This is a genomic window from Escherichia sp. E14V7 (assembly GCF_004212225.1).
GTDB lineage: Bacteria > Pseudomonadota > Gammaproteobacteria > Enterobacterales > Enterobacteriaceae > Escherichia.
Genome location: NZ_RHJJ01000027.1, coordinates 1 through 26,455 on the forward strand (window position 1 = coordinate 1; position 26,455 = coordinate 26,455).

General features: G+C 50.6%; 22 protein-coding genes and 1 pseudogene. 7 read left to right on the plus strand and 16 right to left on the minus strand.

The window, feature by feature from the left end:
• Positions 1-119 precede the first annotated feature (119 nt).
• Positions 120-669: pseudogene (locus D9741_RS22750) on the plus strand (ISAs1 family transposase); the annotation flags it as partial.
• Between the two features lie 74 nt (positions 670-743).
• Here the strand turns inward: D9741_RS22750 and D9741_RS22755 are convergent.
• Both D9741_RS22755 and D9741_RS22760 read right to left on the minus strand, forming a co-directional pair.
• Positions 744-1,793 (minus strand): GGDEF domain-containing protein, encoded by a 1,050-nt coding sequence (locus D9741_RS22755; protein WP_130217592.1) that lies wholly within the window; start codon positions 1,791-1,793, stop codon positions 744-746.
• 102 nt (positions 1,794-1,895) lie between these two features.
• A complete protein-coding gene (locus D9741_RS22760) occupies positions 1,896-3,872 on the minus strand; it encodes an alkyl sulfatase dimerization domain-containing protein (protein WP_130217590.1) in 1,977 nt (658 codons plus the stop codon).
• 305 nt (positions 3,873-4,177) lie between these two features.
• Between D9741_RS22760 and pptA the strand changes: the two genes are divergently transcribed.
• A complete protein-coding gene (pptA, locus tag D9741_RS22765) occupies positions 4,178-4,405 on the plus strand; it encodes a tautomerase PptA (RefSeq protein ID WP_130210863.1) in 228 nt (75 codons plus the stop codon).
• A 3-nt stretch (positions 4,406-4,408) separates the two neighbouring features.
• Here pptA and D9741_RS22770 read toward each other — a convergent pair whose 3' ends face one another.
• Positions 4,409-4,978, minus strand: a complete 570-nt coding sequence (locus tag D9741_RS22770; protein ID WP_130217588.1) for a flavin reductase family protein — start codon at positions 4,976-4,978, stop codon at positions 4,409-4,411.
• A 174-nt stretch (positions 4,979-5,152) separates the two neighbouring features.
• On the opposite strand from D9741_RS22770, the gene nhoA reads away from it, so the two are divergent.
• Entirely contained in the window at positions 5,153-5,998 is an 846-nt protein-coding gene (nhoA, locus tag D9741_RS22775) for an N-hydroxyarylamine O-acetyltransferase (protein WP_130217586.1), read from the plus strand.
• 108 nt (positions 5,999-6,106) lie between these two features.
• Here the strand turns inward: nhoA and D9741_RS22780 are convergent, their stop codons facing one another.
• The 7 genes from D9741_RS22780 to yddG all read right to left on the minus strand — a co-directional run bounded on the left by D9741_RS22780 (position 6,107) and on the right by yddG (position 16,363).
• Positions 6,107-7,000 carry a PhzF family isomerase gene (locus tag D9741_RS22780; RefSeq protein ID WP_130217584.1) on the minus strand — a complete coding sequence of 298 codons (894 nt, stop codon included), beginning with the start codon at positions 6,998-7,000 and terminating at the stop codon, positions 6,107-6,109.
• 79 nt (positions 7,001-7,079) lie between these two features.
• Positions 7,080-7,760, minus strand: coding sequence for a respiratory nitrate reductase subunit gamma (gene narI, locus D9741_RS22785; protein ID WP_130217582.1), 681 nt, complete (start codon positions 7,758-7,760; stop codon positions 7,080-7,082).
• Positions 7,757-8,452, minus strand: a complete 696-nt coding sequence (gene narW, locus D9741_RS22790; RefSeq protein WP_130217580.1) for a nitrate reductase molybdenum cofactor assembly chaperone — start codon at positions 8,450-8,452, stop codon at positions 7,757-7,759. The genes narI and narW overlap by 4 nt, the downstream gene beginning before the upstream one ends.
• The gene (gene narH / locus D9741_RS22795; protein ID WP_130217578.1) at positions 8,452-9,996 is read right to left on the minus strand and encodes a nitrate reductase subunit beta; all 1,545 of its coding nucleotides are present in this window, start codon (positions 9,994-9,996) and stop codon (positions 8,452-8,454) included. The genes narW and narH overlap by 1 nt, the downstream gene beginning before the upstream one ends.
• Positions 9,993-13,733 (minus strand): nitrate reductase Z subunit alpha, encoded by a 3,741-nt coding sequence (gene narZ / locus D9741_RS22800; protein ID WP_130217576.1) that lies wholly within the window; start codon positions 13,731-13,733, stop codon positions 9,993-9,995. The genes narH and narZ overlap by 4 nt, the downstream gene beginning before the upstream one ends.
• 81 nt (positions 13,734-13,814) lie before the next feature.
• The gene (gene narU, locus D9741_RS22805; RefSeq protein ID WP_130210509.1) at positions 13,815-15,203 is read right to left on the minus strand and encodes a nitrate/nitrite transporter NarU; all 1,389 of its coding nucleotides are present in this window, start codon (positions 15,201-15,203) and stop codon (positions 13,815-13,817) included.
• Between the two features lie 278 nt (positions 15,204-15,481).
• Positions 15,482-16,363 carry an aromatic amino acid efflux DMT transporter YddG gene (gene yddG / locus D9741_RS22810; RefSeq protein ID WP_130217574.1) on the minus strand — a complete coding sequence of 294 codons (882 nt, stop codon included), beginning with the start codon at positions 16,361-16,363 and terminating at the stop codon, positions 15,482-15,484.
• Positions 16,364-16,594: 231 nt separating this feature from the next.
• On the opposite strand from yddG, the gene fdnG reads away from it, so the two are divergent.
• Genes fdnG through fdnI form a run of 3 tightly spaced genes read left to right on the plus strand, consistent with a single transcriptional unit; the run spans position 16,595 to position 21,185 of the window.
• Entirely contained in the window at positions 16,595-19,642 is a 3,048-nt protein-coding gene (gene fdnG, locus D9741_RS22820) for a formate dehydrogenase-N subunit alpha (RefSeq protein WP_130217572.1), read from the plus strand.
• Positions 19,643-19,654: 12 nt separating this feature from the next.
• Positions 19,655-20,539, plus strand: coding sequence for a formate dehydrogenase N subunit beta (gene fdnH / locus D9741_RS22825; RefSeq protein WP_130217570.1), 885 nt, complete (start codon positions 19,655-19,657; stop codon positions 20,537-20,539).
• Positions 20,532-21,185, plus strand: coding sequence for a formate dehydrogenase-N subunit gamma (fdnI, locus tag D9741_RS22830; protein ID WP_000045648.1), 654 nt, complete (start codon positions 20,532-20,534; stop codon positions 21,183-21,185). Before fdnH ends, fdnI begins: the two co-directional genes overlap by 8 nt.
• 227 nt (positions 21,186-21,412) lie before the next feature.
• Here the strand turns inward: fdnI and D9741_RS22835 are convergent, their stop codons facing one another.
• From D9741_RS22835 to bdm, 6 genes are all read right to left on the minus strand, one after another.
• Positions 21,413-21,697 (minus strand): HigA family addiction module antitoxin, encoded by a 285-nt coding sequence (locus D9741_RS22835; RefSeq protein ID WP_000781370.1) that lies wholly within the window; start codon positions 21,695-21,697, stop codon positions 21,413-21,415.
• Positions 21,697-21,975, minus strand: coding sequence for a type II toxin-antitoxin system RelE/ParE family toxin (locus tag D9741_RS22840; RefSeq protein ID WP_000605676.1), 279 nt, complete (start codon positions 21,973-21,975; stop codon positions 21,697-21,699). The genes D9741_RS22835 and D9741_RS22840 overlap by 1 nt, the downstream gene beginning before the upstream one ends.
• A 185-nt stretch (positions 21,976-22,160) precedes the next feature.
• Complete coding sequence (gene adhP, locus D9741_RS22845; protein WP_130217568.1) at positions 22,161-23,171, minus strand: alcohol dehydrogenase AdhP; 1,011 nt, start codon at positions 23,169-23,171, stop codon at positions 22,161-22,163.
• 133 nt (positions 23,172-23,304) lie between these two features.
• Positions 23,305-25,002 (minus strand): malate dehydrogenase, encoded by a 1,698-nt coding sequence (gene maeA, locus D9741_RS22850; protein WP_024166593.1) that lies wholly within the window; start codon positions 25,000-25,002, stop codon positions 23,305-23,307.
• A gap of 156 nt (positions 25,003-25,158) precedes the next feature.
• Positions 25,159-25,296: a stationary-phase-induced ribosome-associated protein gene (sra, locus tag D9741_RS22855; RefSeq protein WP_000841557.1), complete on the minus strand. Its 138-nt coding sequence runs from the start codon at positions 25,294-25,296 to the stop codon at positions 25,159-25,161.
• A 101-nt stretch (positions 25,297-25,397) separates the two neighbouring features.
• Positions 25,398-25,613, minus strand: a complete 216-nt coding sequence (bdm, locus tag D9741_RS22860) for a biofilm-dependent modulation protein (RefSeq protein ID WP_130217566.1) — start codon at positions 25,611-25,613, stop codon at positions 25,398-25,400.
• Positions 25,614-25,957: 344 nt separating this feature from the next.
• On the opposite strand from bdm, the gene osmC reads away from it, so the two are divergent.
• Positions 25,958-26,389 carry a peroxiredoxin OsmC gene (gene osmC, locus D9741_RS22865; protein WP_130217564.1) on the plus strand — a complete coding sequence of 144 codons (432 nt, stop codon included), beginning with the start codon at positions 25,958-25,960 and terminating at the stop codon, positions 26,387-26,389.
• Positions 26,390-26,455: the final 66 nt, after the last annotated feature.

Below are 26,455 nucleotides of genomic sequence, written 5' to 3' on the forward strand. Positions count from 1 at the left end.
TTTTTGTACTAAATAATTCGCATTTTATGTTTAAAAATTGAGATATTCCTCATTACCTGAAGCTGTTTTTTATTACTTATACATGATCAAATACTCCTTACATAATTAAGGAGAGCAAAATGGAACTTAAAAAATTGATGGAACATATTTCTATTATCCCCGATTACAGACAAGTCTGGAAAGTGGAACATAAATTGTCTGATATTCTACTGTTGACTATTTGCGCCGTTATTTCTGGTGCAGAAAGATGTGAAGACATAGAGGATTTTGGAGAAACGCATCTCGATTTTTTGAAGCGATATGGTGATTTTGAAAATGGTATTCCTGTTCACGATATTATTGCCAGAGTTGTATCCTGTATCAGTCCTGTAAAATTTCATGAGTGCTATATTAACTGGATGCGTGAATGTCACTCTTCAGATGATAAAGACGTCATCGCAATTGATGGAAAAACACTTCGGCACTCTTAAGATAAAAGTCGTCGCAGGGGAGCGACTCTCGTTATTATTGCATTCTCAACAATGCACAGTCTGGTCATCGGACAGATCAAGACGGATGAAAAATCCAATGAGATTATGTGATTTCTGAACGTCTTAACATGATGGGCATTAAAGGAAAAATAATCACCACCGCTCCAATGAATGCCAGAAAGACATCGCAGAGAAGATAGCTCTGGACAAATATTATCACCCGTCAGCCCTTGTTAAGAGCGGAGAGACGTAATCTATCCAGTCCCCTAATGCTTATAAAGCCCATCGATTTCGCCCATTTTCTTTCGCCCGGTATAACGCGGCGTCGGCATCTGAAACAATTTGTTCAGCCGTTTTTGCGGGAGCAGAACAGGCAATCCCTTGACTAACCGTAACAAATGCACTAACAGCAGATGCCTGATGCGAGATAGCTGCCAATTTAAGTTCTTGCTTCACTCTGGCTGCTATCGCCTCAGCTTCCGGCAATGTTGCATTAAAAAGTAGGATGGCAAACTCTTCGCCACCATAACGAGCGACTATGTCTTCAGGCTGGCGTATTGCGCGTTGCAGGGCGTCGGCAACTTGTATCAAACATTTATCGCCCGCTGGGTGCCCGTAGGTGTCGTTGTAGCGTTTAAAAAAATCAACATCCAACATAATGAGAGCAAATGACCCGCCGTTATCTATCGCGTCGTGTAAGATACTATTCATTGCACGTCGGTTTGCTATCCCAGTTAAAGGATCACGATGTGCTAATGCATCAAGGCGATTAATTAACTGGTTGTTGTACTTGTTTTGTTGCCATGCTTCTTCAAACCAACGTAATAAAATAAGTCGCCCACCATATAGCGCCAGTGAAAAAAGGCCCCAGATGACAGCGAAATGAACATTCACATGCTGATTGAGAACAAGACTGGCTAACGGGATGCTAAACCATAATGGAGTGATAAATGCGAGTAATGATGGCGTGTGAAAGTACAGCGCAACAATGGCACTAAGCATTAATAATACACACAGAGGGTAAGCAAAAGGTAGCGTCCAGTGTGCAATGAAATAAAAGCAACACCATGACCATAACAGGCTTAGAATGACTAATAGTTGCTGAATATACAGCACTTTTTTTCGGGAAATGAGCAATAAAAGGCCACTAATCAGCAGAATGCCAAAAGATGAAATATCAATAGTATGTACAAGGTTTTTCTCATTAAGCCCTGAAGTCATGTCCTCATTAAACAAAATACCACGCAGCAAAATCATCGATGAAAAACAGATGTTAATCAAGGCAAACCACGGCAGGCTAATCGACATTCCGCGAATAACCATATCCTGGCGATTTTTCCACGAACAATGAGCGTTTTTTCTTTTATCAGAAACCATTTCTTATAACCAGAAAAGGGCAGGAAACCTGCCCAATTTATACTGAGTTTATGGTGTCACTATATTGAACCAAAACTCAAAATTATCCATATAACCTAACAGCTCGTTGAGTTTTTCCGCATTGCCGGTAATTTTGACATCTCCTTTGTCCGTGGCTTCTTTCAGCGTCTCTTCTTTCAGTACTATTTTGTTCAATACATCACGAGACAGAGTGATAGTGGCATCAGCATTCGAAGCCTCTACACCAGCGGTATGATTGAGAACACCATTTTCAAGCTCCACTTTATAGGTTCCGCCATCTTCACCAAAATCGAAATTCAACACGGCTTTGGCGTCTGCCGCTTTCTCACCATTAATATGGACGGCAAGATAATCAAAGAACATCTCTGGCGTCATTGCACGCACAGTGTCAGGGCTGGCAGTATTTGGTGTTGGTAATTTTTGTACGCCGTTACGCAATTCCTGTGCGCCAGTGAGATAGAAATTACGCCACGGCCCAGATTCAGCCTGATAGCCTAACTGCTCAAGCGCATCAGCTTCCAGATTTCTCGCTGCCTGGTTGTTTGGATCCGCAAACACCACCTTACTGACAACCTGAGCAACCCAGCGGAAATTACCCTGGTCATAATCCTGTTTGGCTTTTTGTAAAATGGCATCAGCACCGCCCATATACTCGACAAATTTCTTTGCGCCTTCTTCTGGCGGCAGTTCATCAAGCGTTGCGGGGTTACCATCAAACCAGCCGAGATAAAGCACATAAGTTGCTTTCACATCATGGCTCACCGAACCGTAATAGCCGCGATTCGCCCAGGTGTTAGCCAGTGAAGAGGGCAGTTTAAAGTTTGCGGCAATTTCATCACGGGTCATCCCCTGATTTGCCATACGCAGAGTTTGATCATTGATGTAACGATACAAATCACGCTGGCTTTTAAGCAGTTTGACCACGTTATCGTTGCCCCAGGTTGGCCAGTGATGTTGAGCGAGAATAATCTCGGCTTTATCACCCCATAAATTGAGTGCTTCGTTAATATATTTTGACCACGGCAGCGGTTGGCGAATTTTGGCACCACGCAGCGAATAAGTGTTGTGAAGGGTGTGCGTGACATCTTCTGCCGTTTCGATCAGTTTCTTTTCTTCAATAAACCACAGCATTTCAGAAGGCGCTTCGGAACCTGGCGCCATCAGAAAATCATAGGTCAACCCGTCAATAGTTTCTTTTTGCCCGGTTTTGGTGATGTAGTTAGTAGGAGCAATCAACGTGACCGTTCCTGCTGAAGTGGTTGTTCCCAGTCCCGCGCCGACCTGGCCTTTAACATCAGGTTTCAATAAGTTGCCATACATATAGCTGGCTCGTCGGCTCATCACATTGCCAGCCATAATATTTTCGGAAACGGCCTCCTCCAAAAATCCGGCTGGCGCATAGATTTTAACTTTGCCTGATTTAACGTCAGCTTCATCAATTACGCCGCGAACACCACCGTAGTGATCGACATGACTGTGTGTGTAGATAACCGCCACTACCGGTTTCTGGCCGCGATTTTTGTAATAGAGATCCATCCCAACTTTGGCTGTTTCTGCTGAAACAAGTGGATCAACGACGGTAATACCCTCTTTGCCTTCAATGATGGTCATATTTGATAAATCAAGGTTACGAATCTGATAGACACCTTCAGTCACTTCAAATAATCCGCTGATATTTATCAGTTGCGCCTGACGCCATAAACTTGGATTCACCGTATCAGGGGCTTTATCGCCTTCTTTGATAAACGCGTATTGTTGTGGATCCCAGATAATATTTCCTTGTTCGCCCTTAATCACGTCCTGAGGAATAGGGGCAATAAAACCTTTATGGGCATCAGTAAAGTCAGTGTTATCGGAAAACGGCAACTGGTTATAGAGTAAATTGTTTGCTTGCTGCGTGGCTGCGGTGGCGTTTTTAGGGGCTTCCGCCGCGAGGAGAGGTAAGGAACTGGTGGTGAATAATCCCGTTATTAGCAGACTTTTAACAATATGATTAAGCTGCATCTTAAGTGTCTCCAGAATGGATTTTTATTGGGGGTAATTACGGATGAAAATTTTTAGTGAGGGCAAGAATAACTATAATGGGCGTTAACAAATTGGCAAGCCGGGAACTTGATGTTTTCTTAATGGTATGTTGGCGAAGAATATATTCTGCAAGTTAACGTTTTCGTTGGCGCTTTATTTAAAAGGGCGTAGTACAAATATGTACAATTTCAAGTAGACATTATTGCCGTAAAAACGCATTACCGGACACACGACATTCACAACGTGTGTTAATTTTACTGACATCTTTCAAAAGGAGCACAATCATGCCGCACATAGACATTAAATGTTTTCCGCGTGAACTGGACGAGCAACAAAAAGCTGCGCTTGCTGCAGATATTACCGACGTTATTATTCGCCATCTGAACAGTAAAGACAGTTCGATAAGCATTGCGCTACAGCAGATTCAACCAGAATCATGGCAAGCTATCTGGGACGCCGAAATCGCGCCCCAAATGGATGCCTTGATAAAGAAACCTGGTTACAGCATGTAATGCTTAACCAGCCGTAACACGCTTGCCGCTGGTAACAAACGTGCCAGCGCCTAAATGATGCAACGTATTGAGCTTATCATCATCAAACTGCCAGCGGCCTTCGACAAATACCCGTGCGTCTGCCGCTGCTGATACCACTTCGCCGAACAGCGTGTCGTATTTCTCTTGCGCGGAAGTCGCTGGTAACAATCGGCACTCCATCCACGCCAGACATTTCTCTTCAACAAGTGGCAAACCAAGCACCGGACCTTTCACCACCGGAATGCCGTAGCAATTAAATTTATCTTCTTCACGCCCAGATACACTTCCCACTGCCCACGTCCAGTTAGTCGCTGCAACGCCTGGGATAACGATGCCAAATTTACCGTTACGCTCAATCAACTCCCTCGTCCATGTCGATTTATCTACCACAATCGCCACGCGTGGCGGTTCAAACTCCACCGGCATCGACCAGGCTGCCGCCATAATGTTACGCCGCTGGGATTGCTCATCTAAACTGGTGATCAGGACAGTAGGGCCATGATTTAACAGACGGCTGGCATGGTGTAATTCGACGGGGATGAATCGGCTCACGGTATCGCCTCGCTATGAAGGGTGTTTTAAAAGCGTAGCTCGTAACGCAATAAGCAACGAAATTAACGGGATCGGCGATTTGCGAACGTGATGCATGTCCGCGATCGCACAAAATAGCCTGTGCGGCGTCTATTCCAGGTTATAAGTTGATAAAACCACTAACGGAAACGCCTGATGACGCCCATTCTGAATCATTATTTTGCACGCATTAACTGGTCGGGAGCTGCTGCGGTCAATATCGATACGCTTCATGCATTACACCTGAAACACAATTGCACCATTCCATTTGAAAATCTCGATGTTCTGCTGCCGAGGGAAATGCAGCTTGATGATCAATCTCTGGAAGAGAAATTGGTGTTCGCCCGGCGTGGCGGTTACTGCTTTGAACAGAATGGTGTGTTTGAGCGAGTGTTACGTGAGCTGGGATTTAACGTTCGCAGTTTGTTAGGTCGCGTGGTGTTATCTAACCCACCATCGTTGCCGCCGCGCACGCACCGTCTGTTGTTAGTAGAACTGGAGGGTGAACAATGGATTGCCGACGTCGGTTTTGGTGGTCAGACGCTGACCGCGCCGATTCGTTTAGTGGCGGATATCGCGCAAACAACGCCACATGGCGAATATCGGCTGTTACAGGAAGGGGACGACTGGGTTTTGCAGTTTAATCATCATCAGCACTGGCAGTCGATGTACCGTTTTGATCTCTGCGAGCAGCAACAAAGCGATTATGTGATGGGTAATTTCTGGTCGGCGCACTGGCCGCAATCGCATTTTCGCCATCATTTGTTAATGTGCCGCCATTTGCCGGACGGTGGCAAGCTGACACTGACCAATTTTCATTTCACCCATTATGAAAATGGTCACGTAGCAGAGCAGCAGAATTTGCCAGATGCGGCGTCGTTGTATGCCGTGATGCAGGAGCAGTTTGGACTGGGTGTGGATGATGCGAAACATGGGTTTACTGTGGATGAGCTGGCGCAGGTGATGGCAGCGTTTGATACACATCCGGAAGCGGGGAAATAGTTTGTGCCAGAGTGCCGGATGCGGCGTAAACGCCTTATCCGGCGGTTGTAGGCCTGATAAGCGAAGCGCATCAGGCAATTTGTTTTTCTGCCGTATATGGTAACGGTTTTAAAGATCAATTGCCCACTCGGCATGAAATAAAATCACCGCCGTACCAGAAATAGTCACTTTCTCCGGCTGGTTATCGCGAATTGTCACCGTCACATCAATCACGCCGTCACGCCCCAGAGCACGCCCCTGATGGCCTTTAACACGCAACATGCTGCCATCGTGGGGCAATACGTTGTGATGTACCAACCATGCACCCATCGGACCATTGGCATTGCCGGTCACCGGATCTTCCACAATACCAATCGCAGGCGAGAACATGCGACCATCGGTTTCGTTTTTGCCCGGACGGATCTGGAAGGGAAAGAAACCATTGCAGCCAATCTGTTTGCTGATAGCGGTCAGCGCAGCAAGGTCAGGCGAAAGGGCGTCGATATCCACTTCTGTTTTCAGCGGAATCATCACTTTTGAGTGTCCTGTTGTTGCGACCTGAATTGGCAAGCCTGGCAGAATATCGTCTTCAGTGAGATGAAGCGCGTTGATAATCGCCGCACGTGTTTCACCTTCCAGCGGTGGCTCAAAGCCAGGAGAACCTTGTTCCAGCGAAATACGATAATCATCGTTGTGCTTTTCGATAGTCACGCGGTGTTTTCCTGCCAGCGACGTTTGCCAGACGGTGCAATTTCCCAAACCTAATACCTTCGAACGTACATAATGTGCTGCCACGGTCGCGTGACCACAAATCGGCACTTCAACTGTTGGCGTAAAGTATCGGATGTGCACATCGCTGTCGTCGCTGTGCAGCAGAAAAGCAGTTTCCGAATGCCCTAATTCGCGGGCGATAAGTTGCATTTGCGCTTCGCTAAGATTATCGGCAGGGAAAACAACACCGGCAGAATTGCCGCGAAACGGTTGAGAGGTAAAAGCATCGACGTGGTAAACCTGCGGTTTCATTAATGTTCTCCTGTGGCTGGAGAACTATCATAGCCTGCAACTGGCCGGAGAGCGAAGGGCTATCCGGCCAGGGTGATGATTATCGCCGCGAACGCACAATCTGATAGCGACGAGTAAAGTACTCAAACGGCGCGCTCCACACATGCACCAGTCGGGTGAACGGGAAGAGCAGGAAGATGGTCATTCCCAATACCAGATGAACGCGAAAGATATAAGCTACGCCATCAAGATGCGTCGATGCGCCGCCCTGGAAAGTGACAATGCTTTGCGCCCAGCCCACCAGCTTCATCATTTCACTGCCGTCCGGATGTTGTGCTGAAAAGGGAATGGTGGTTAACCCAAGAATGCACTGAATTAACAAAATGGCGAGGATCAGGATATCCGCACCAGAAGACGTCGCCCTGATACGCGGATTTGTTAAACGACGCACCAGCAGCCCCGCACCGCCAATCAACGTTAATACACCGCAAATACCACCGAGCACCATCGCCATCTGTTGTTTTACCGCCACCGGCAGAAACCACGCGTACATCCAGTGCGGCGTTAACATGCCAAACAGATGACCGAAGAAGATCCCCAGAATGCCGATATGGAACAAGTTCGACCACAGCACCATCCCGCGTTTATCCAGCATCTGGCTGGAGGCGGCGCGCCAGGTATACTGCCCGTAATCGTAGCGCAGCCAGCTTCCAAGGATAAAAACCGTGCCACACAAGTACGGGTAGATATCGTAAAAAAAGATGTTCAGATACTGAATCATTTCCCACCTCCCGCACTGATGTCGACATACTGCGGTGCGACATCCTGGCTAAAGCGTCGCTGATATTGATTAAGCGGCGAGCTGTCACACGCCGTGGCGTTATCTTCAATAAACTTCACCTGTTCCTCTTCCCACACCGCATCCAGCGCCTGACGGGTGTCGTCGCGCTCTTCACTGCGAATCTGTTTAGTGACACTGTCACTTGAAAGTGTACTACCCGCCAGATGCAACAGGGCGTCAAACAACGAATACCACGGTGCCTCGCGTTGTTTTAAGCGTCCGCCAAGCAGGGCGAGGATCGGCGCAACGTTGAGTAACCCTTCTTTCGCCTGAACGTCCGGCAGTACGCTTAAATACTCCAGATACAGCGGCAGATAATCAGGCAGTTCCCGACAATCCAGTTGCAGACCGACCTTTTCATATTCCGCCAGCAGGTTCACCATTGCCTGGCCTCGATCGCGGGACTCGGCATGAACGTGTTCGAACAGCAGTAGCGATGTGGTACGTCCACGGTCAAACACTTCGCACCATTCGGCCTGTTTATCCAGCAGCGGCGCGTCAAGCAGGTTACGGGTGAAATCCGTAAGCATCGGCGCGTCGCGGCGGATCAACGCCAGCGCGTCCTCCTTGCATTCCCATAACAGCTCGTCCGGATACTCCATCAACAGACCGATCACTTTGAGGATCTGCATTATTCGCCCTCCGCTTTATTGCGTACTTCGGTAATGTCGATGGCATCAATCCGGCTACTATTGAACAGGTTGAATTTGCTGTCCGAGCCGTGGCAACCGTCGCCAAAAGTAAAGCCGCAGCCGTTGCGTTCTGCGAAGGCGTCGCCCGCCATTTCACGATGACTGGTCGGAATGACAAAACGATCTTCATAGTTGGCGATAGCGAGATAGCGATACATATCTTCGACCTGAGCGACGCTCAAACCCACCTCGTCGATGGCGCGGGTATCCGTTACGCCTTCCACGGTTTGTGAGCGCATATAGTGGCGCATCGCCATCATCCGTTTTAGCGCCCGCAGTACCGGGCCGGTATCGCCAGCACTCAACATATTGGCGAGATATTGCACCGGAATACGCAGGCTTTCGATGGCGGGGAGCACGCCTTCGCTTTTCGGCAAACCGCCCGCATCAGCGTAGGACTGAATCGGCGACAACGGAGGAACGTACCAGACCATCGGCAGGGTGCGATATTCAGGGTGCAGCGGTAGCGCCAGTTTCCAGTCCATCGCCATTTTGTAGACTGGCGAACGCTGGGCAGCTTCAATCACATTTTGCGGGATACCTTGTTTCAGGGCTTCTTCGATCACAGAGGGATCGTGCGGATCGAGGAATACTTCGCACTGGCGTTCATAGAGATCAACCTCGCGTTCTGTGCTCGCCGCTTCCTCAATGCGGTCTGCGTCGTAAAGCAGCACGCCCAGATACCGGATGCGACCCACGCAGGTTTCTGAGCACACGGTGGGTTGGCCTGACTCAATTCGCGGATAACAGAAGATACATTTTTCTGACTTGCCGCTTTTCCAGTTGAAGTAGATTTTTTTGTACGGACAACCGCTAATGCACAAACGCCAGCCACGGCATTTATTCTGATCGATCAGCACAATGCCATCTTCTTCGCGTTTGTAGATAGCGCCGCTGGGGCAGGTCGCCACGCAGCTGGGATTGAGGCAGTGTTCGCACAGGCGCGGTAGATACATCATGAAGGTGTTTTCAAACTGCCCGTACATCTCCTTTTGCATGGCCTCGAAGTTGCGGTCGCGGGCGCGTTTTTCGAACTCGCCGCCCAGCAGTTCTTCCCAGTTTGGGCCCCAGATCACCTTGTCCATCCGCTTACCGTCAATCAGCGAACGCGGGCGGGCGGTGGGAATATGTTTACCTTCCGGCGCGCTATGCAAGTGTTCGTAGTCGAAGGTGAAAGGTTCGTAGTAATCGTCAATCTGCGGGACGACCGGGTTGGCGAAAATTTTGGTAATCACGCCCATCTTGCTGCCCAGACGCGGACGGATCTTACCGTTGACATCGCGGACCCAGCCGCCTTGCCACTCTTCCTGATCTTCCCAGTTTTTCGGATAACCAATGCCCGGTTTGGTTTCGACGTTGTTAAACCATGCGTACTCCATGCCTTCGCGTCCGGTCCAGACGTTTTTGCAGGTCACCGAACAGGTATGGCAGCCGATACATTTGTCGAGGTTAAGCACCATGCCGACTTGCGAACGTATTTTCATTTTTTCGCCTCCTGTACCTGATCGCGACCTTCATCATCCAGCCAGTTAACGTTCTTCATCTTGCGGATCATGATGAATTCGTCGCGGTTCGAGCCGACGGTGCCGTAGTAGTTGAAGCCCCAGGCCAGTTGCGCGTAACCGCCAATCATATGCGTCGGTTTCGGGCAAACGCGGGTGACCGAGTTATGAATGCCGCCGCGCATGCCGGTTACTTCCGAGCCGGGGATATTCATAATGCGTTCCTGGGCGTGATACATCATAGTCATACCCGGCGGTACACGTTGGCTGACCACCGCGCGGGCAGTCAGCGCGCCGTTGGCGTTAAACACTTCCACCCAGTCGTTATCGACAATGGTCAGTTCACGGGCATCGGTTTCGCTGATCCAGACAATCGGCCCGCCGCGCGAGAGCGTCAGCATCAGCAGGTTTTCACTGTAGGTAGAGTGAATGCCCCATTTCTGGTGCGGCGTCAGGAAGTTAAGTGCTTTTTCCGGGAAGCCGTTTGGTGGGATCTGGCGCATTTCACTGACGCTGCGGGTGTCGATAGGCGGGCGATAAGCCACCAGACTTTCACCGAAGGCACGCATCCACGGATGATCCTGATACAGCTGCTGACGGCCCGACAGCGTGCGCCACGGAATTAACTCGTGGACGTTGGTGTATCCGGCGTTGTAGGAGACGTGATCGCTTTCCAGACCGGACCAGGTGGGGCTGGAGATAATTTTACGCGGCTGCGCCTGAATATCGCGAAAGCGAATCTTCTCGTCCTCTTTGTGCAGCGCCAGATGGGTATGTTCGCGTCCGGTGATTTCGCCCAGCGCCTGCCACGCTTTGACCGCCACATGGCCGTTGGTTTCCGGTGCCAGCGCCAGAATGACTTCTGATGCATCAATGGCGGTGTCAATCAGCGGACGCCCCTGCGCCGGGCCATCGCGTTTGGTGTAATTGAGTTTGCCGAGGAAATCGATTTCATCCTGGGTATTCCACGAAATCCCTTTACCGCCGTTGCCAAGTTTATCCATCAGTGGCCCGAGCGAGGTAAAGCGTTCATAGGTAGCAGGGTAGTCGCGTTCCACCGCCACAATATTCGGCGCGGTTTTACCCGGGATCAGGTCGCATTCGCCTTTGCGCCAGTCGAGCACTTCACACGGCTGTGAGAGCTCTGCCGGAGAGTCGTGCAGCAGTGGTTGTAATACCACGTCGGTTTCTTTGCCGAGATGTCCCACGCACACTTGCGAAAAGGCTTTGGCGATACCTTTGTAGATTTCCCAGTCGCTGCGTGATTCCCAGGCCGGATCGACCGCCGCAGAAAGTGGATGAATAAACGGATGCATATCCGAGGTATTCATATCGTCTTTTTCGTACCAGGTGGCGGTAGGCAGAACAATATCGGAGAACAGGCAGGTGCTGGACATGCGGAAGTCGAGCGTCACCAGCAGGTCGAGCTTGCCTTCAATCGCTGCAGTTTGCCACTCAACTTCTTCCGGTTGGATCCCCTCCGTCGGTCCAAGTTCTTCCCCCTGAATACCACTTTCCGTACCCAGCAGATACTTCTGCATATACTCGTGGCCCTTGCCAGAAGAGCCAAGCAGGTTAGAACGCCAGACAAACAGGTTACGCGGATGGTTGCTGCCGTTGTCCGGCTGTTCGCAGGCCATGCGTAACTCACCTGACTTCAGTGCCTGGGCGGTAAATTCGGCGGGTGATAATCCGGCCTTGTCGGCTTCATCTTTAATCCCGAGCGGGTTACGCCCCAGCTGCGGCGCAGAAGGGAGCCAGCCCATACGTTCGGCGCGAACGTTAAAATCAATCAGATGACCGCTGTATTTACTGGCATCGGCGAGCGGTGAGAGCAATTCCTGCGCGGTGACTTTTTCATAGCGCCACTGGCTGGAGTGATTGTAGAAAAACGAGGTGCTGTTCATCTGGCGCGGTGGTCGGTTCCAGTCGAGCGCAAAGGCCAGCGGCAACCAGCCGGTTTGCGGGCGCAGTTTTTCCTGACCGACATAGTGCGCCCAGCCGCCGCCGCTTTGCCCGACACAACCGCAGAAGATCAGCATATTGATCATCCCGCGGTAGTTCATGTCCATGTGATACCAGTGGTTGACGCCAGCACCGAGGATAATCATCGAGCGCCCATGCGTTTTATGGGCGGTATCAGCAAATTCGCGGGCGATGGTTTCAATATACTGTCGCGGTACGCCGGTAATTTGCTCACCCCAGGCTGGGGTGTACGGTTTGATTTCAGCGTAATCTTTCGCGCTGCTTTCATCTTCCAGCCCGCGATCGAGGCCGTAATTCGCCAGTACCAAATCATAAACGCTGACCACCGGACAGACACTGCCATCGGCTAATGTCAGGTTTTTAACGGGTAATTGACGCACCAGGACAGGATCGTGTTTTACGCTGCGAAAGTGCGGATTTTCAATGCCGCCAAAGTAGGGGAAGGCCACGCCTGCAACGGTGTCGTGTTGACCGAGCAGGGTTAACGACAGTTCGGTTTCCGTACCGGCGGCAATGGATTCCAGATTCCATTTGCCTTTTTCTCCCCAGCGAAAACCAATCGAACCGTTCGGCACCACCAGTTCACCTGCGGTATTAACCGCCACGGTTTTCCACTGCGGATTGTTGCTTTCGCCCAGTCCATTCACCAGGTCAGACGCGCGGATCATGCGCCCGGGAACGTAGCTGCCATCTTCACGTGGTTCCAGCATTACCAGCATCGGCATGTCGCTGTAGCGGCGGCAGTAGTTGATAAAGTAGTCGCTGGGATTATCGAGATGAAACTCTTTTAAAATCACATGGCCCATCGCCATCGCCAGCGCGCTATCAGTGCCTTGCTTTGGCGCCAGCCACTGGTCGCACAGTTTTGCTACTTCCGAGTAGTCAGGGGTAATGGCGATAGTTTTGGTGCCTTTGTAGCGCACTTCAGTAAAGAAGTGAGCGTCTGGCGTGCGCGTCTGCGGTACGTTAGATCCCCAGGCGATGATGTAGCTGGAGTTATACCAGTCTGCGGATTCCGGCACGTCGGTTTGCTCGCCCCAGGTCATTGGCGAGGCGGGAGGCAGGTCGCAATACCAGTCGTAGAAACTTAAACAGGTGCCGCCAAGCAGCGACAGATAACGCGTTCCGGCGGCGTAAGATACCATCGACATGGCTGGAATCGGTGAGAATCCGGCAACGCGATCCGGGCCGTAAGTTTTGATGGTCCAGACGTTAGCAGCGGCAATCAGCTGGTTTAGTTCCTGCCAGTTGGAGCGGATAAAGCCGCCGCGCCCACGCACTTGTTTGTAGCTCAGGCACTTTTGCGGATCGTTCATAATCGATGCCCACGCCAGTACCGGATCGTTGTGCTGCTTGAGGGCTTCGCGCCACAGTTCAATCAGTCGTTTACGAATTAGCGGGTATTTCAGGCGGTTAGCGCTGTAAAGATACCAGGAGTAACTTGCGCCGCGTGGGCAGCCGCGAGGTTCATGATTGGGCAGATCAGGGCGAGTGCGCGGGTAGTCGGTCTGCTGGATTTCCCAGGTCACCAGGCCATTTTTAACGTAGATTTTCCAGCTACAGGAGCCAGTACAGTTAACGCCGTGGGTGGAACGCACGATTTTGTCGAATTGCCAACGCTGACGATAGCTATCTTCCCAGTCGCGGTTGCTATGCATCACCTGTCCGTGACCATCGGCAAAGGTTTCGCCCTTTTGTTTGAAGTAGCGAAAGCGATCCAAAAGTTTACTCATGACATGACTCCTGCTCCAGGAATGATTTGGGATCTGATGCCTTGTCGGATGCGACACGGTTGTACAACAGGCATCGATCTCTTATTTTTGGCTGAACTTCCGCCGACCATAAACCAGCCAGGTCAGCAGTACACAGATGATGTAAAAGATTAAAAACACTTTCATCGCGCCCACTGGCGAGCCGGTCATATTGAGCGACATGCCAAATGCTTGTGGAATAAAGAAGCCGCCCACCGCGCCGATGGCCGAAATAAAGCCCAGCGCCGCCGCCGTTTCAGTGATTGCTTCTCGCTGGGCCTGTTCATCGCTACCGCCTTTCATCTTCACGCGATAAACCGTTATCTGGCGAAAGATGACGGCAATCATCTGGAAAGTAGAACCACTTCCCAAACCAGCGGTAAGGAATAACCCCATAAACACAGCGTAAAATGCGATGAAATTGCCGGAACCCGTGCCAGGTAGGGTAAGGAACAGCAGGGCGCTGAAAATCGCCATAAAAATGAAGTTGATAAGCGTCACCCGCACGCCGCCAAATTTATCGGAAATAGCACCACCCACCGACCGCGCGATGGCACCGATAAACGGGCCAAAGAACGCCAGGCGCAGAATGTTCACATCCGGGAACTGTGTTTTTGCCAGCATGGCAAATCCGGCGGAAAAACCGATAAACGAGCCAAAGGTAGCGAGATAGAGCAGACTCAGCAGCCACAGATGCAACCGTTGCAAAACGGGCAACTGGTCAGCAATTGACGCACGTGAGCTGGCAATATCATTCATCCCTGACCAGGCGGCAATAGTGGCAATCGCCAGTAGCGGTACCCAAATCCATGCGGCATTCGCCAGCGACATCACAGAACCATCGGCCTGCGGTACGCCATTGACGCCAAGAAAAGCAAATACCGGTACAAAAATCACCAGCGGCGCAACCAGTTGCATCACGCTGACGCCTAAATTCCCCAACCCGCCATTAATCCCTAATGCACTGCCTTGTTTGGCTTTCGGGAAGAAAAAACTGATATTTCCCATACTCGAAGCAAAGTTCGCGCCAGCAAAACCACAGAGCAAAGCAATAACAATAAATATCCCAAAAGGGGTATTCGGATTTTGCACAGCAATACCGAGCCAGACGCAAGGAATAATCAGAATCGCGGTACTAAAAACCGTCCAACGGCGTCCGCCGAATATAGGCACCATAAAGGAGTAGGGAACACGCAATAATGCACCGGAAACGGAAGGTAAGGCGGTTAATAAAAAAAGCTGATCGGTAGTGAAATTAAAGCCGATTTTATTGAGATTAACGGCAACTGCGCTAAATAACATCCAGACACAGAAGGCAAGGAGTAAACAACTTACTGATATCCAGAGGTTTCTTCGGGCAATGTGTTTTCCTTTATTTTCCCAGAATGCCGGATTTTCTGGCTTCCAGTCGCGTAAAAGGTAACGATTATTTTTCTCATTTTGTAGTGCCATATTCTTCCTCACATGCACACATTGTTAATGAAAAAAAGACAAGGCAGGACATTGGACGCAATGGTCCGTTATTAGAATTAAGAGTAAATAGAGTGAAGTGCTGATTGAAAGAATAGATAACAAAGCGAAACTGCGGGGGGAGAAAGCTGATTATCTGAATGGATATGTGTTACCGAATGTAACAATGATGCATCATATTTGTTACTGATTCTTAGACTAACATACGGCAAACGTATTTGTTGCCGTATGAATCGTGGCTTTATTGTCGTAGCCTTTGCTTATCGTTGACGCGTTGCCAGCCAGCAGAGCAGGGAACCGCCGCAGACCATCAATGCGCCTTGCCAGAAAGAGAACGATAGCGGAGCACTGAGCAGCACGGCTGCAAGCGCTGAGGAAAGTACGGGCGTAAAATACGAACCGACTGCCATAATGGTGACGTTGCCATGTAAAATGCCGACGTTCCACGCCGCGTAAGCAAATCCTAAGGTAAATGCCGCTGAGATAAGTTTTATAATGACGGGCGTGCTAAATACCATCTCCGGTTGCGGCGTTAAAAAATAGTAAACCCACAAACTTGCTCCTGTCAGCAGGACGAAAACGGTAATACCGTTAAATCCACGGGCATATTTATTGGTGACCGTGCAATAAGCGGCCCAGATAAAAGCACCAATTAAAGCCAGGCAATAACTCAACGGGCTGGTAGTGATATTGTTGATAATTTCATCCGGCTTGAGGCCATTTTCACCCCCTAATACCCAGCAGACGCCACCAAGGGCTAATAATAATCCTGGTACAATCAGCCAGTTGGTTTTCTGGCCATTAAACAGAATGGCAAAAAGTATCGTCAGACTGGGCCATAAATAGTTCACCATGCCCACTTCAATTGCCTGATGGCGGGTTGCTGCATACCCTAAGGAAAGTGCCAGACAGATTTCATAGCTGACGAATAAGAAACTCCCCGCAAGTAAATAACCTTTCGGGATCTGCCGAATGCGCGGAAAGCCAACCGTGAAAATTAACAGCAGCCCGCTTAATGAATAAATAGCTGCTGCGCCGCCGACCGGACCGAGCCCCTCACTGACGCCGCGAATCAATCCTACCATCGTGCTCCACAGGACGATCGCTATTAGCCCTATGAGCGTTGCTTTTTGTCGTGTCATGCTCGCTGTTTAGTCTCTCTTGCCGTTAAAAATTAAGCTGAAATTTATAGCATTTTTTTAACCAGGCTGTCAGGCAGCGGTGTGTTTTTCTACCGCCATTGAGGTAGGTCAATTTGCGCAGGCGGATTATTTTGTGGCAAACACGTGTTCTTTTTGATTTCGCGCAAAAAGATTCAGAATTTTACTGTTAGTTTCCTCGCGCAGTAATACCCCTGAAAAAAGAGGAAAGCAATGGACGTCAGTCGCAGACAATTTTTTAAAATCTGCGCGGGCGGTATGGCGGGAACAACAGTAGCGGCATTGGGCTTTGCCCCGAAGCAAGCACTGGCTCAGGCGCGAAACTATAAATTATTACGCGCGAAAGAGATCCGTAACACCTGCACATACTGTTCCGTAGGTTGCGGGCTATTGATGTATAGCCTGGGTGATGGCGCGAAAAACGCCAGAGAAGCGATTTATCACATTGAAGGTGACCCGGATCATCCGGTAAGCCGTGGTGCGTTATGCCCGAAAGGGGCCGGTTTGCTGGATTACGTCAACAGCGAAAACCGTCTGCGCTACCCGGAATATCGTGCGCCAGGTTCTGACAAATGGCAGCGCATTAGCTGGGAAGAAGCATTCTCCCGTATTGCGAAGCTGATGAAAGCTGACCGTGACGCTAACTTTATTGAAAAGAACGAGCAGGGCGTAACGGTAAACCGTTGGCTTTCTACCGGTATGCTATGTGCTTCCGGTGCCAGCAACGAAACCGGGATGCTGACTCAAAAATTTGCCCGCTCCCTCGGGATGCTGGCGGTAGACAACCAGGCGCGCGTCTGACACGGACCAACGGTAGCAAGTCTTGCTCCAACATTTGGTCGCGGTGCGATGACCAACCACTGGGTGGATATCAAAAACGCTAACGTCGTAATGGTGATGGGCGGTAACGCTGCTGAAGCGCATCCCGTCGGTTTCCGCTGGGCTATGGAAGCGAAAAACAACAACGATGCAACCTTGATCGTTGTCGATCCCCGTTTTACGCGTACCGCTTCTGTGGCGGATATTTACGCACCTATTCGTTCCGGTACGGACATTACGTTCCTGTCTGGCGTTTTGCGCTACCTGATCGAAAACAACAAAATCAACGCCGAATACGTTAAGCATTACACCAACGCCAGCCTGCTGGTGCGTGATGATTTTGCTTTCGAAGACGGTCTGTTCAGCGGTTATGACGCTGAAAAACGCCAGTACGATAAGTCGTCCTGGAACTATCAGTTCGATGAAAACGGCTATGCGAAACGCGATGAAACACTGACTCATCCGCGCTGTGTGTGGAACCTGCTGAAAGAGCACGTTTCCCGCTACACACCGGACGTTGTTGAAAACATCTGCGGTACGCCAAAAGCCGACTTCCTGAAAGTGTGTGAAGTGCTGGCCTCCACCAGCGCGCCGGATCGCACAACCACCTTCCTGTACGCGCTGGGCTGGACGCAGCACACTGTCGGTGCGCAGAACATCCGTACTATGGCGATGATCCAGTTACTGCTCGGTAACATGGGTATGGCCGGTGGCGGCGTGAACGCATTGCGTGGTCACTCCAACATTCAGGGCCTGACCGACTTAGGCCTGCTCTCTACCAGCCTGCCGGGTTATCTGACGCTGCCGTCAGAAAAACAGGTTGATTTGCAGTCGTATCTGGAAGCGAACACGCCGAAAGCGACGCTGGCTGATCAGGTGAACTACTGGAGCAACTATCCGAAGTTCTTCGTTAGCCTGATGAAATCTTTCTACGGCGATGCCGCGCAGAAAGAGAATAACTGGGGCTACGACTGGCTGCCGAAGTGGGATCAGACCTACGACGTCATCAAGTATTTCAACATGATGGACGAAGGCAAAGTCACCGGTTATTTCTGCCAGGGCTTCAACCCGGTTGCGTCCTTCCCGGACAAAAACAAAGTGGTGAGCTGCCTGAGCAAGCTGAAGTACATGGTGGTTATCGATCCGCTGGTGACTGAAACCTCTACCTTCTGGCAGAACCACGGCGAGTCGAACGATGTCGATCCGGCGTCTATTCAGACTGAAGTATTCCGTCTGCCTTCGACCTGCTTTGCTGAAGAAGATGGTTCTATCGCTAACTCCGGTCGCTGGTTGCAGTGGCACTGGAAAGGTCAGGACGCGCCGGGCGAAGCGCGTAACGACGGCGAAATTCTGGCGGGTATCTACCATCATCTGCGCGAGCTGTACCAGGCCGAAGGGGGTAAAGGCGTAGAACCGCTGATGAAGATGAGCTGGAACTACAAGCAGCCGCACGAACCGCAGTCTGACGAAGTGGCAAAAGAGAACAACGGCTATGCGCTGGAAGATCTCTATGACGCAAATGGCGTGCTGATTGCGAAGAAAGGTCAGTTGCTGAGTAGCTTTGCGCATTTGCGTGATGACGGTACAACCGCATCTTCTTGCTGGATCTACACCGGTAGCTGGACAGAGCAGGGCAACCAGATGGCTAACCGCGATAACTCCGACCCATCCGGTCTGGGGAATACGCTGGGATGGGCCTGGGCGTGGCCGCTCAACCGTCGCGTGCTCTACAACCGTGCTTCGGCGGATATCAACGGTAAACCGTGGGATCCGAAACGAATACTGATCCAGTGGAACGGCAGCAAGTGGACGGGTAACGATATTCCGGACTTCGGCAATGCCGCACCGGGTACGCCAACCGGGCCGTTTATCATGCAGCCGGAAGGGATGGGACGCCTGTTTGCCATCAACAAAATGGCGGAAGGTCCGTTCCCGGAACACTACGAGCCAATTGAAACGCCGCTGGGTACTAACCCGCTGCATCCGAACGTGGTGTCTAACCCGGTTGTTCGTCTGTATGAACAAGACGCGCTGCGGATGGGTAAAAAAGAGCAGTTCCCGTATGTGGGAACGACCTATCGTCTGACCGAGCACTTCCACACCTGGACCAAGCACGCATTGCTCAACGCCATTGCTCAGCCGGAACAGTTTGTGGAAATCAGCGAAACGCTGGCCGCGGCGAAAGGCATTGCCAATGGCGATCGTGTCACTGTCTCAAGCAAGCGTGGCTTTATCCGCGCGGTGGCGGTGGTAACGCGTCGTCTGAAACCGCTGAATGTAAACGGCCAGCAGGTTGAAACGGTGGGTATTCCAATCCACTGGGGCTTTGAGGGTGTCGCGCGTAAAGGTTATATCGCTAACACTCTGACGCCGAATGTCGGTGATGCAAACTCGCAAACGCCGGAATATAAAGCGTTCTTAGTCAACATCGAGAAGGCGTAAGGGGGCGAACAGATGGCTATGGAAACGCAGGACATTATCAAAAGGTCCGCAACTAACTCCATCACGCCGCCTTCTCAGGTGCGTGATTACAAAGCAGAAGTCGCGAAACTTATCGACGTTTCCACCTGTATCGGTTGTAAAGCCTGTCAGGTGGCGTGTTCGGAGTGGAACGACATCCGTGATGAAGTGGGGCATTGCGTCGGGGTTTACGATAACCCCGCCGATCTGAGCGCCAAATCCTGGACGGTGATGCGCTTTAGCGAAACCGAACAGAACGGCAAGCTGGAGTGGCTGATCCGTAAAGACGGCTGTATGCACTGTGAAGATCCGGGCTGCCTGAAGGCGTGCCCGTCTGCTGGTGCGATCATTCAGTACGCTAACGGGATTGTCGATTTCCAGTCGGAAAACTGCATCGGCTGTGGTTACTGCATTGCCGGGTGTCCGTTTAATATTCCGCGCCTCAACAAAGAGGATAACCGGGTATATAAATGCACGCTCTGCGTCGATCGCGTCAGCGTCGGCCAGGAACCGGCTTGTGTGAAAACCTGTCCGACCGGGGCTATCCACTTCGGCACCAAAAAGGAGATGCTGGAGCTGGCGGAACAGCGCGTGGCGAAACTGAAAGCGCGTGGTTACGAACATGCTGGCGTCTACAACCCGGAAGGGGTCGGTGGTACGCACGTCATGTACGTGCTGCATCACGCCGATCAGCCGGAGCTGTATCACGGTCTGCCGAAGGAGCCGAAGATCGATACCTCGGTAAGCCTGTGGAAAGGCGCGCTGAAACCGCTGGCAGCGGCTGGCTTTATCGCCACTTTTGCCGGGTTGATTTTCCACTACATCGGTATTGGCCCGAATAAGGAAGTGGACGATGACGAGGAGGAGCATCATGAGTAAGTCGAAAATGATTGTGCGCACGAAGTTTATCGATCGCGCCTGTCACTGGACCGTGGTGATTTGCTTCTTCCTGGTGGCGCTGTCCGGGATTTCGTTCTTCTTCCCGACGCTGCAATGGCTGACGCAAACCTTCGGTACGCCGCAGATGGGACGCATTTTGCACCCGTTCTTCGGCATTGCGATTTTCGTCGCGCTGATGTTTATGTTTGTGCGTTTTGTGCATCACAACATCCCGGATAAGAAAGATATTCCGTGGTTGTTGAACATTGTCGAAGTATTGAAAGGCAATGAGCACAAAGTGGCGGATGTTGGTAAGTACAACGCCGGACAGAAGATGATGTTCTGGTCGATCATGAGCATGATTTTCGTGCTGCTGGTGACCGGGGTGATTATCTGGCGTCCGTACTTTGCGCAGTACTTCCCGATGCAGGTTGTCCGCTACAGCCTGCTGATTCACGCGGCTGCGGGTATCATCCTGATCCACGCCATCCTGATCCATATGTATATGGCATTCTGGGTGAAAGGATCGATTAAAGGGATGATCGAAGGGAAGGTGAGCCGTCGCTGGGCGAAGAAACACCATCCGCGCTGGTATCGTGAAATCGAGAAGGCAGAAGCGAAAAAAGAGAGTGAAGAAGGGATATAATCTCTTTTGAACTTTAAGCTGAAAATGGCGCTGTAAAAGGCGCCATTTTTTATTGTAGACAACGTAGGCTTTGTTCATGCCGGATGCGGCGTGAACGCCTTATCCGGCCTACAAACCGTTCAAATCCAATAGATTGCAGTGAACGTGTAGGCCTGATAAGCGTAGCGCATCAGGCAATGTTGCGTTTGTCATCAGTTTCAAATGGCGCTTTATAAGGTGCCATTTTTTTATTGCGTAACCAGACGGCGCAGTCGCGACACATCCACCGTTTTTTCCGCCTCTGCCAGACTCCAGGCGTTTTGCAGATTCAGCCACATTTGCGGTGAACTGCCGATCACCACGGAAAGTTTAATCGCCATTTCTGGCGTCAACGCTGCTTTTCCGGTCAGCAATCGGCTTGCCGTTGAGGGCGCAATTTCCATTGCTCTGGCAAACTCGCGCAGGCTGACATTAAGTTCGTCCAGTGATTCCTGAATAATGTCCCCCGGGCGGGGATGATTGGCCATTTTCATCAGTGATAGTCCTCGTAATCCAGTATGTATGCATCGCCATTGACGAATTCAAATGTGATTCGCCAGTTGCCCGAGACAGATATCGCCCAAATTCCATCGCGATCGCCGCTTAACGGGTGTAGTCGGTAACCGGGCATATCGATATCAGCAAGACAGCTTGCTGCATCAATCACAGCGAGTCGGTGGCGTAATCGTTTGACTTGCGTCGGTATAACGCCGGAGGTTTTGCCGAGAAGAAACAAGTCACGCAATCCCTTGTGTCTGAAATTCATTATCATCTCTTCATCCTTGTTCCCTCGAAAGGAACACTATCACTATTGTTCCGTGCAGCGCAACAAATTTCGCTACGTTTTCGCGAATTGTGAGGGGAAAGATGGGGGAGGAAAAGAAGAAGAGTGAAATTGCGGAAAGCGTCTCGCAAAACAGGCTGCGACCCGAACATGGCAGTCGCAGCAAAGGTCTCTTAGCGACGGAAATCAATCACCATACGGCCACGGATTTTGCCTTCTTCCATCTCAGTAAAGATGGTGTTGATGTCCGCTAACGGACGCAGGGCGACTTTCGGCACCACTTTGCCTTCGGCGGCAAACTGGAAGGCTTCGGTTAGATCCTGGCGCGTGCCGACCAGCGAACCGACCACTTCGATACCATCCAGCACAAGGCGTGGGATATCCAGGCTCATAGACTCCGGCGGCAGACCGACAGCCACAACACGACCGCCTGCTCGTACAGCATCAACCGCCGAGTTAAACGCAGCTTTAGCTACCGCTGTTACCACCGCAGCGTGAGCGCCACCGGTTTTCTCCTGCACAATTTTGGCGGCGTCTTCGGTGCGTGAGTTAATCGCTAAATCTGCGCCCATTTCGGTTGCCAGTTTTAACTGCTCATCACTGACATCAATGGCGATCACTTTGGCGTTAAAGACATTCTTCGCGTATTGCAGGGCGAGGTTACCCAGACCGCCAAGACCGTAGATAGCAATCCACTGACCGGGACGAATTTTTGACAGTTTAACGGCTTTGTAGGTGGTGACCCCCGCACAGGTAATGCTGCTGGCCGCCGCCGAATCCAGGCTATCTGGCACTTTTACCGCGTAATCCGCCACCACGATGCACTCTTCCGCCATCCCGCCATCAACGCTGTATCCGGCATTTTTTACCGAACGACAGAGAGTTTCGTTACCACTATTACAGTATTCGCAATGACCGCATCCTTCGTAAAACCACGCCACGCTGGCACGATCGCCTGGTTTTAATGAGGTGACACCGGGGCCAACTTCTGTCACCACACCAATACCTTCATGACCCAAAATCACACCGGTCTTATCACCAAAATCGCCATTCTTAACATGAAGATCGGTATGACATACACCACAACACTCCATTTTCAGCAGGGCTTCGCCATGTTTCAGTGAGCGCAGAGTTTTATCCGTAACGTCAACATGATGATCCTTCGTAACAACCGCAGCCTTCATAGTTCCTCCTTTTCGGATGATGTTCTGCATAGCAGGTGAGGCAAATGAGATTTATTCGCCACTACCCAGTATGGATGAGATCTGAAAAAGGGAGAGAAAAATTGCCCGGCAGTGTTCACTACCGGGCGCAGGTTTAGATGGAGGTACGGCGGTAGTCGCGGTATTCGGCTTGCCAGAAATTATCGTCAATGGCTTGTTGCAAAGCTTCGGCAGACGTTTTCACCGCCACGCCTTGCTGCTGCGCCATTTTGCCAACCGCAAACGCAATTGCGCGGGAGACTTTCTGAATATCTTTCAGTTCCGGTAGTACCAGACCTTCGCCGTTCAGCACCAGCGGCGAATACTGAGCAAGCGTTTCACTTGCCGACATCAGCATCTCATCGGTGATACGTGACGCGCCGGAAGCAATAACGCCCAGCCCGATGCCCGGGAAAATAAAGGCGTTGTTACACTGGGCGATAGGGTAGATTTTATCTTTCCATACCACCGGGTTAAACGGACTGCCAGTGGCGACCAGCGCGTTACCTTCGGTCCAGGCGATAATGTCCTGCGGTGTGGCTTCCACGCGTGAGGTCGGGTTAGACAGCGGCATCACGATCGGACGCGGACAGTGTTTGTGCATCTCACGGATGATTTCTTCGGTGAAAAGCCCGGCCTGTCCGGAGACACCAATCAGAATATCCGGTTTGACATTGCGCACCACATCCAGCAGTGACAGCACATCGCTGTCGGTATCCCAGTCACTGAGGTTTTCGCGCTTCTGCACCAGTTTGGTCTGGAAAGGCAGCAAGTTCGGCATCTTGTCGGTAAGCAGGCCAAAGCGATCGACCATAAAGACTTTCTGCCGCGCCGCTTCCTCGCTTAATCCTTCGCGCTGGGTCTGGGCGATGATCATTTCGGCAATGCCGCATCCCGCTGAACCTGCACCGAGGAAGACAATCTTTTTCTCGCTCAGTTGGCCACCTGCCGCGCGGCTGGCTGCGATCAGTGTGCCTACCGTTACCGCCGCGGTTCCCTGAATATCATCATTAAAGGAACAAATTTCATTGCGATAGCGGTTAAGCAGTGGCATCGCATTTTTTTGTGCGAAGTCTTCAAACTGCAACAGCACGTCCGGCCAGCGTTGTTTCACAGCCTGGATAAATTCATCAACGAATTCATAGTATTCGTCGTCAGTGATACGCGGATTACGCCAGCCCATATACAGCGGATCGTTAAGCAGCTGTTGGTTATTCGTCCCGACATCCAGCACCACCGGCAGCGTATACGCCGGGCTGATACCGCCACAGGCGGTATAGAGCGACAGTTTACCGATCGGAATCCCCATCCCGCCGATGCCCTGGTCACCAAGCCCCAGAATACGTTCGCCGTCGGTCACCACAATCACTTTGATATTATGGTTCGGCACGTTTTGCAGAATATCGTCCATATTGTGGCGGTTCTGGTAAGAGATAAACACGCCGCGTGAACGGCGGTAGATCTCAGAAAAACGCTCACAGGCTGCGCCGACGGTTGGGGTATAAATAACAGGCATCATCTCATCAAGATGATTGTTTACCAGACGGTAGAAGAGGGTTTCGTTAGTGTCCTGGATATTACGCAGGTAGATGTGCTTGTCGATTTCGGTTTTGAATCCCTGATACTGGATCCACGCACGTTCCGCTTGTTCTTCGATGGTTTCGACCACTTCCGGCAGTAACCCCAGCAGGTTGAAGTTACGGCGTTCTTCCATGCTGAAGGCGCTGCCTTTATTCAACAACGGAAATTCCAGTAGTACAGGGCCAGCGTAAGGAATATAAAGCGAACGCTGTTTTTTTGTTTTTGGTTCCATGTCACTCACTCTTTTTTGAATATCCATCCCTGGGGTGCTTTTATCTTCTTTGCTTTACCGCCAGGGCGTCGGCCCCAAGTATAAAGCAGATAAAAACAAAAACACCATTGCGCAGGCAATGGTGTTTAATCGTCATTGAGGACTGATGGTTATGAATTACTTTTCAGCGGGGCGTTTTCTGCCGGTTGGGGTATTTACCACGCTGGATTTGTCACCTTCGGTAACTATTTTGCGCTGGTTAGAAATTTTATGATCCAGTCCAAGAATATGACGTGCCTGACGGTTCGATTTCATTTGTACTCCTCAATCCTGTAGCTAGTTTTAAGGACAACATCGCCGTAGCGAAGAAACACGTGCTAAACCCCTAAATTAGGTTGCCGATCAAGCATAGCAGCTTAAAGCGTAGGGTGCTGGCCGCTGATCACATAATTTATCGTTTGCTGGTAGATGTCACTGAGGATGTCGTTATCAGAGGCTTCGACCCATTTGGTCAGCTCCATGAGAATGTCATCTTCAGTGACAACACCGTGCTCTGCCCGAAGGCCTTGCTCAATGGCATTAACCAGAGCGGGTTCTGCTGTTGAATTTTTTGCCTGATAATAAGTAAACATAGTGATTCTCCGTGTCTGTGTATTTATGGTGTCTGCTACGGATCGCAGATTTATAAAGCACATTCAGCATGACAAATATTTACCGCTTCGTTGTTAAGATTAGTCCTGGTTGATGATTTTTATATTTTAACTGCATGATATTGATGGGGATTGTTATTGTGATGAGTTGATTGATATTGAGGCAATATCTCTTGAGTTATATATTTCCGGCTATCTATTGTGGGAATTTAATTTAAGTGCAGGAGAAATATTTTCGCCGGATTTTATTCGGAATATCCTGCTTATCCTCGTGCTGATTCTCACGTAGTCTATAATTTCCTTTTTAAGCCCACAGGAGAGCAAGAATGACAATCCATAAGAAAGGTCAGGCACACTGGGAAGGCGATATCAAACGCGGGAAAGGAACAGTATCCACCGAGAGCGGCGTGCTGAACCAACAGCCGTATGGGTTTAACACGCGTTTTGAAGGCGAAAAAGGAACTAACCCTGAAGAACTGATTGGCGCAGCGCATGCCGCATGTTTCTCAATGGCGCTTTCATTAATGCTGGGGGAAGCGGGATTCACGCCAACATCGATTGATACCACCGCCGATGTGTCGCTGGATAAAGTGGATACTGGTTTTGCGATTACTAAAATCGCACTGAAGAGCGAAGTTGCCGTGCCGGGTATTGATGCGTCCACTTTTGACGGCATTATCCAGAAAGCAAAAGCAGGATGCCCGGTTTCTCAGGTACTGAAAGCGGAAATTACGCTGGATTATCAGTTGAAAGCATAAGTACTCGCCGGATGATGTTGTCATCCGGCAAGCATTTACACAGATATTTTCTGCTTATCCCAATGA

What these genes read in the sequence shown, in the direction of transcription:
- D9741_RS22755 (WP_130217592.1), bottom strand. Translation starts at nt 1,793, where the DNA reads ATGGTTATTCGCGGAATGTCGATTAGCCTGCCGTGGTTTGCCTTGATT.
- D9741_RS22760 (WP_130217590.1), bottom strand. Translation starts at nt 3,872, where the DNA reads ATGCAGCTTAATCATATTGTTAAAAGTCTGCTAATAACGGGATTATTC.
- pptA (WP_130210863.1), top strand. Translation starts at nt 4,178, where the DNA reads ATGCCGCACATAGACATTAAATGTTTTCCGCGTGAACTGGACGAGCAA.
- nhoA (WP_130217586.1), top strand. Translation starts at nt 5,153, where the DNA reads ATGACGCCCATTCTGAATCATTATTTTGCACGCATTAACTGGTCGGGA.
- D9741_RS22780 (WP_130217584.1), bottom strand. Translation starts at nt 7,000, where the DNA reads ATGAAACCGCAGGTTTACCACGTCGATGCTTTTACCTCTCAACCGTTT.
- narI (WP_130217582.1), bottom strand. Translation starts at nt 7,760, where the DNA reads ATGATTCAGTATCTGAACATCTTTTTTTACGATATCTACCCGTACTTG.
- narW (WP_130217580.1), bottom strand. Translation starts at nt 8,452, where the DNA reads ATGCAGATCCTCAAAGTGATCGGTCTGTTGATGGAGTATCCGGACGAG.
- narH (WP_130217578.1), bottom strand. Translation starts at nt 9,996, where the DNA reads ATGAAAATACGTTCGCAAGTCGGCATGGTGCTTAACCTCGACAAATGT.
- narZ (WP_130217576.1), bottom strand. Translation starts at nt 13,733, where the DNA reads ATGAGTAAACTTTTGGATCGCTTTCGCTACTTCAAACAAAAGGGCGAA.
- narU (WP_130210509.1), bottom strand. Translation starts at nt 15,203, where the DNA reads ATGGCACTACAAAATGAGAAAAATAATCGTTACCTTTTACGCGACTGG.
- yddG (WP_130217574.1), bottom strand. Translation starts at nt 16,363, where the DNA reads ATGACACGACAAAAAGCAACGCTCATAGGGCTAATAGCGATCGTCCTG.
- fdnH (WP_130217570.1), top strand. Translation starts at nt 19,655, where the DNA reads ATGGCTATGGAAACGCAGGACATTATCAAAAGGTCCGCAACTAACTCC.
- fdnI (WP_000045648.1), top strand. Translation starts at nt 20,532, where the DNA reads ATGAGTAAGTCGAAAATGATTGTGCGCACGAAGTTTATCGATCGCGCC.
- D9741_RS22835 (WP_000781370.1), bottom strand. Translation starts at nt 21,697, where the DNA reads ATGAAAATGGCCAATCATCCCCGCCCGGGGGACATTATTCAGGAATCA.
- D9741_RS22840 (WP_000605676.1), bottom strand. Translation starts at nt 21,975, where the DNA reads ATGATAATGAATTTCAGACACAAGGGATTGCGTGACTTGTTTCTTCTC.
- adhP (WP_130217568.1), bottom strand. Translation starts at nt 23,171, where the DNA reads ATGAAGGCTGCGGTTGTTACGAAGGATCATCATGTTGACGTTACGGAT.
- maeA (WP_024166593.1), bottom strand. Translation starts at nt 25,002, where the DNA reads ATGGAACCAAAAACAAAAAAACAGCGTTCGCTTTATATTCCTTACGCT.
- sra (WP_000841557.1), bottom strand. Translation starts at nt 25,296, where the DNA reads ATGAAATCGAACCGTCAGGCACGTCATATTCTTGGACTGGATCATAAA.
- bdm (WP_130217566.1), bottom strand. Translation starts at nt 25,613, where the DNA reads ATGTTTACTTATTATCAGGCAAAAAATTCAACAGCAGAACCCGCTCTG.
- osmC (WP_130217564.1), top strand. Translation starts at nt 25,958, where the DNA reads ATGACAATCCATAAGAAAGGTCAGGCACACTGGGAAGGCGATATCAAA.